Annotated in this window: 4 protein-coding genes; 2 read left to right on the top strand and 2 right to left on the bottom strand. The window is 74.1% G+C overall.

The features are described 5' to 3' along the window. Positions 1–94 precede the first annotated feature (94 nt). Positions 95–1,090 carry a Gfo/Idh/MocA family oxidoreductase gene (locus ABZW32_RS38940; RefSeq protein ID WP_356225534.1) on the top strand — a complete coding sequence of 332 codons (996 nt, stop codon included), beginning with the start codon at positions 95–97 and terminating at the stop codon, positions 1,088–1,090. Here ABZW32_RS38940 and abc-f read toward each other — a convergent pair. After that, on the bottom strand, positions 1,080–2,756 hold the full coding sequence (gene abc-f, locus ABZW32_RS38935) for a ribosomal protection-like ABC-F family protein (RefSeq protein WP_356225535.1): 1,677 nt from the start codon (positions 2,754–2,756) through the stop codon (positions 1,080–1,082). The genes ABZW32_RS38940 and abc-f overlap by 11 nt on opposite strands. Positions 2,757–2,952: 196 nt before the next feature. After that, positions 2,953–3,267, bottom strand: a complete 315-nt coding sequence (locus ABZW32_RS38930) for an antibiotic biosynthesis monooxygenase family protein (RefSeq protein WP_356225532.1) — start codon at positions 3,265–3,267, stop codon at positions 2,953–2,955. 231 nt (positions 3,268–3,498) lie between these two features. Here ABZW32_RS38930 and ccrA point away from each other — a divergent pair. After that, positions 3,499–4,423 (top strand): crotonyl-CoA carboxylase/reductase (gene ccrA, locus ABZW32_RS38925; protein ID WP_356225530.1); only part of this gene is annotated, 925 nt, incomplete at its 3' end.

Raw genomic sequence — 4,423 nt, 5'->3', positions numbered from 1 at the left:
GAGTTGCTGGCGTACGGGAACCACCTGGACGTCGAACTGCGCACCCTCGTGGTGTGCGCGCACACCCTGTACTGAACCTCCCCGAGGACGGACCGTGCCCCCCACCCCGCTGCGCCTCGGCCTCCTCGGCTGCGGCGACATCGCCGCCCGCCGCACCCTGCCGGCGCTGACCCGCACCCCCGCGCTGACGCTGGCGGCCGTCGCGGCCCGCGACCCGGACCGGGCCGCCGCGTTCGCCGCCCGCTTCGGCGGGGAGCCCGTGGCCTCGTACGAGGAACTGCTGGCCCGCCCGGACGTGACGGCGGTGTACCTGTGCCTGCCCACGATGCTGCACGCCGGCTGGGCGGAGCGGGCGCTGCGCGCCGGCAAGCACGTCCTCGTGGAGAAGCCGCTGGCCACCCGGGGCGCGGACGCGGAGCGGCTGTACGCGCTCGCCCGCTCCCGTTCCCTGGTGCTGCTGGAGAACTTCATGTTCCTCCACCACGGCACCCAGCGGACGGTCTCCGCCCTGCTGGAGGCCGGGACCCTCGGCACGCTGCGCTCGCTGTCCGCGGCGTTCACCATCCCGCCCCGGCCCGAGGGCGACACCCGCCACGACCCGGCGCTCGGCGGCGGGGCCCTGCTCGACAGCGGCGTGTACCCGCTGCGCGCCGCCCTGCGCTTCCTCGGCACGGGCCTGTCCGTGGCCGGGGCCGTGCTGCGCCACGACGACCGCCTCGGGGTGGACCTGTCGGGTGCGGCCCTGCTGGCCGCCCCGGACGGGGCCACGGCGCAGCTGCGCTTCGGCATGGAGCACCACTACCGGTCCTGGTACGAGATCCAGGGCAGCGAGGGCTCCCTGTCCGTGGAGCACGTCTTCACGACGGCACCCGGTCACGTCCCCGTCGTCCGGCTCGTCGTGGGCACGACGCCGCGCGAGCTGCGCGTGCCGGCGGAGGACCACTTCGAGGCCGTGCTGCGGTTCTTCGCGGCCGCCGTCGCGGACCGGGGCCGTACGCGGGGCGGCCTGGCGCTGCTCGACGCCGAGTCGATGCGCCAGGCCGCCCTGCTGGACGCGATCCGCGGGGCGGCGTCGCGCGTCAGGACGTGACGGCGGCCCCGTCGCGCAGTTCCAGGTGGGTGCCCCGGAAGCCGCGGCGCATCCGGCGGTCGTGGGTGACGGTGACCACGGCGCCCGTGTAGTGGGACAGGGCCTCTTCGAGTTCCTCCACCAGCAGCGGTGACAGGTGGTTGGTGGGCTCGTCGAGGAGCAGCAGGTCCACCGGACGGGTCACCAGGCGGGCCACGTCGATGCGGCGCCGCTGGCCCACCGACAGGGAGCCGACGGGCAGTTCCAGCTCGGCGGGGCGGAACAGCCCGAGCGACAGCAGCTGTTCGGCGTGCTCCTCGGGGTGGCCCGGGCGCCCCTCCGCGAACTCCGCGAGCACCGAGCGGCGGGGGTGCTTGGGCATCTCGTCCTGGCGCAGCCAGCCGATGTGGGCGGCCCGGCGCACGGTGCCCCCCTCGGGCTCCAGGTCCCCGGCGAGGACCCGCAGCAGGGTGCTCTTGCCGGCCCCGTTGGGTCCGGTGACCAGCAGGCGTTCGCCGGGGGCGATGGCGAGGTGCCCGATGCGCAGCCGGCCGGGCACCTCGATGCCTTCGACCTCGGTGAGGACGGCGGCGGGGGCGGCGGTGGGGGCGGCGGAGCCGGAGTCGTCGCCGAGGGCGAGCGAGGCGGTGAAGCGCAGCGGCTCGGGCGGCGCGGGCACCGGGTTCTCCCGCAGCCGGCGCAGCCGTTCGTTGGCGTTGCGGGCCTTGCCCGAGGTGGCCGAGGAGGAGGAACGGGCCCGGTGGTGCTCGGATCCGCTGAAGGCCCAGGGGCCCTTCTTGGCGATGGCGGCGAGCATCCGGCCCGCGTTCTCCGCGAGCTTCTCCTGGCGGGCGATCTCCTGGAGGTGGTCCTCGTACTCCTGCTCCCAGCGGGCGCGGGCGGCGGCCTTGGCGGTGAGGTAGCCCTGGTAGCCGTTGCCGTACCGGTTGACGGTGTGGGTGTCGGGGTCCACCTCCAGGATGGTGGAGGTCACCGCCTCCAGGAAGGCCCGGTCGTGGGTGATGACGACGACGGTTCCGCGGTGGTCGCGCAGCCGCTTCTCCAGCCAGTCGACGGCCTGGTCGTCGAGGTCGTTGGTCGGCTCGTCGAGGAGCAGCAGCTCGGGGGCGGCGGCGAGGGTGGCCGCCAGGGCCAGGCGCGAGCGTTCGCCGCCGGAGAGGGTGTCGACGGCCCGGTCCCGGTCGAGTCCGGGCAGGCCGAGGCCGTGCAGGGCGGCGTCGGCCCGGGCGTCGGCCTCGTAGCCGCCGCGGTCCTCGAACTCGGCGAGGAGGTCGCCGTACTCGGCCAGCAGCTTCGGGTCGTTGTCGACGAGCGCGTCCTCGGCCGCGTGCAGGCGGCGCTCCACGTCCCGAAGGTCGGCGAACGCCTGGTCGAGCACGTCGCGGACGGTCGCTCCGGCGGGCAGTTCGAGGCGCTGCGGCAGGTGGCCCACGCCGCCGGGGGCGGTCACGGTGACGTCGCCGTTGTCCGTGTCCTCGACGCCCGCGATCAGCCGCAGGAGCGTCGACTTGCCCGAGCCGTTGTCGCCGATGACCCCGGCCTTCTCACCGGGTTTGACGGTGAGCGACACCCGGTCCAGCACGACGTGGTCGTCGTAGCGTTTGGTGACCTCCTCCAGCGTGAGCTGGGAGTGCACCCGGGACGCGGTGGGTGAGGACAATCGCATAGACATGCTCCTGGTCGTGCGGGTGGGACAGTTGGCGTCCTCGCCGAGGATCCGGCCTTCACCTGCCCGCGGGGCTCGTCCTCGACCAGGTCCGGCCGGTCGCCGTTCGACCTTCTCCACCGCCGCTCGAGCGACGGTGGACCGTGCCTGGAGTCCGGCCGGTCCCGGGGGGCGGGGCTCGCGGCGGGGGCGTGGGTCAGCGGGTGGCGTCGGCCGCCGCGGCGGGGGCTCCCTCGGTGACGGTCTCGTACAACGCCGTTTCGGGAGTGGCCAGTTCGGCCAGGTCCCGGGCCAGGTCGCGGAAGCCCTCGCTGGTCACCGCGGCGCGGTGCGCGGCGGCGTCGCGCCAGACGGACAGCTCGACGTAGACGTTCGCGGGGCCGACCAGGCGCAGGGTCTGGTGGCTGACGCAGCCGGGCTGGGCCCGGACGAAGCGGGCGGCGCGGCTCTTGACGGCGAGGAACTCCGACAGGTCGCCGTGGACGTCGAGCTTGTTGACGAAGGTCACCATGGGGCGGCCGCTCCTCTACGGGTACGGATTCGGGTGCGCGGGCGTCCCTCCACCGTCCGCAAGGCCGGTCGAGTTGGCTTCGAAGGGCGCTCGACCGGCGCCGCCCAGGCTGCCGGGAGACGGCGGCCCGCCGGCCGCGGACGCGTCGTCACTCCGAGACCGGGGGCGCGCGCGGCCGAGAGGTTACCGGCCGGTCCGACGGCGCCCCCGCCGATGCGCAAGGGAACTCACGTGGACGAGATCGTCAAGGCCCTGCTGTCCGAGGACACGGCACCGGCCGACTTCGCGGCGCTGGCCCTGCCCCCCTCCTACCGGGGCAACGTGGTGCGCCGGGACGAGACGGACATGTTCGAGGGGATGGCCTCGTCGGAGAAGGACCCGCGCAAGTCCCTGCACGTCCAGGACGTGCCGACGCCGCAGCCGGGTCCGGGCGAGGCCCTGATCGCGGTGATGGCGAGCGCCATCAACTACAACACCGTCTGGAGCTCGATCTTCGAGCCGTTGCCGACGTTCGGCTTCCTGGAGCGCTACGGCCGCCTGTCCGAGCAGACCGGGCGCCACGACCTGCCGTACCACGTGCTGGGTTCGGACCTGTCGGGCGTGGTGCTGCGCACCGGGCCGGGGGTCAACCGCTGGCGGGTCGGCGACCGGGTGGTGGCGCACTGCCTGTCGGTGGAGCTGGAGTCCGCGGAGGGGCACGGCGACACGATGCTCGACCCGGAGCAGCGGATCTGGGGCTTCGAGACCAACTTCGGCGGCCTGGCGGAGCTCGCACTGGTGAAGTCGAACCAGCTGATGCCCAAGCCGGAGCACCTGACCTGGGAGGAGGCCGCTTCCCCCGGTCTGGTCAACTCGACCGCGTACCGCCAGCTGGTCTCGCGCAACGGCGCCGGGATGAAGCAGGGCGACAACGTCCTGATCTGGGGCGCGAGCGGCGGCCTCGGTTCCTACGCCACCCAGCTGGCGCTGGCCGGCGGCGCCAACCCGATCTGCGTCGTCTCCTCCCCCGAGAAGGCCGACATCTGCCGGGCCATGGGCGCCACCGCGGTCATCGACCGGGGCGCCGAGGGCTACAAGTTCTGGAAGGACGAGCACACCCAGGACCCCAAGGAGTGGAAGCGCTTCGGCAAGCGCATCCGCGAGCTGACCGGCGGCG

It is taken from the genome of Streptomyces sp. NPDC004667, from assembly GCF_040609475.1.
Lineage (GTDB): Bacteria > Actinomycetota > Actinomycetes > Streptomycetales > Streptomycetaceae > Streptomyces.
The sequence above is the reverse complement of the archived record's forward strand: the minus strand, read 5'-3'. Positions and strand labels throughout refer to the sequence as shown.

Bases quoted from the DNA above. Each gene is read 5' to 3' on its own strand.
- abc-f (WP_356225535.1), bottom strand. From the start codon at position 2,756: ATGCGATTGTCCTCACCCACCGCGTCCCGGGTGCACTCCCAGCTCACG.
- ABZW32_RS38930 (WP_356225532.1), bottom strand. From the start codon at position 3,267: ATGGTGACCTTCGTCAACAAGCTCGACGTCCACGGCGACCTGTCGGAG.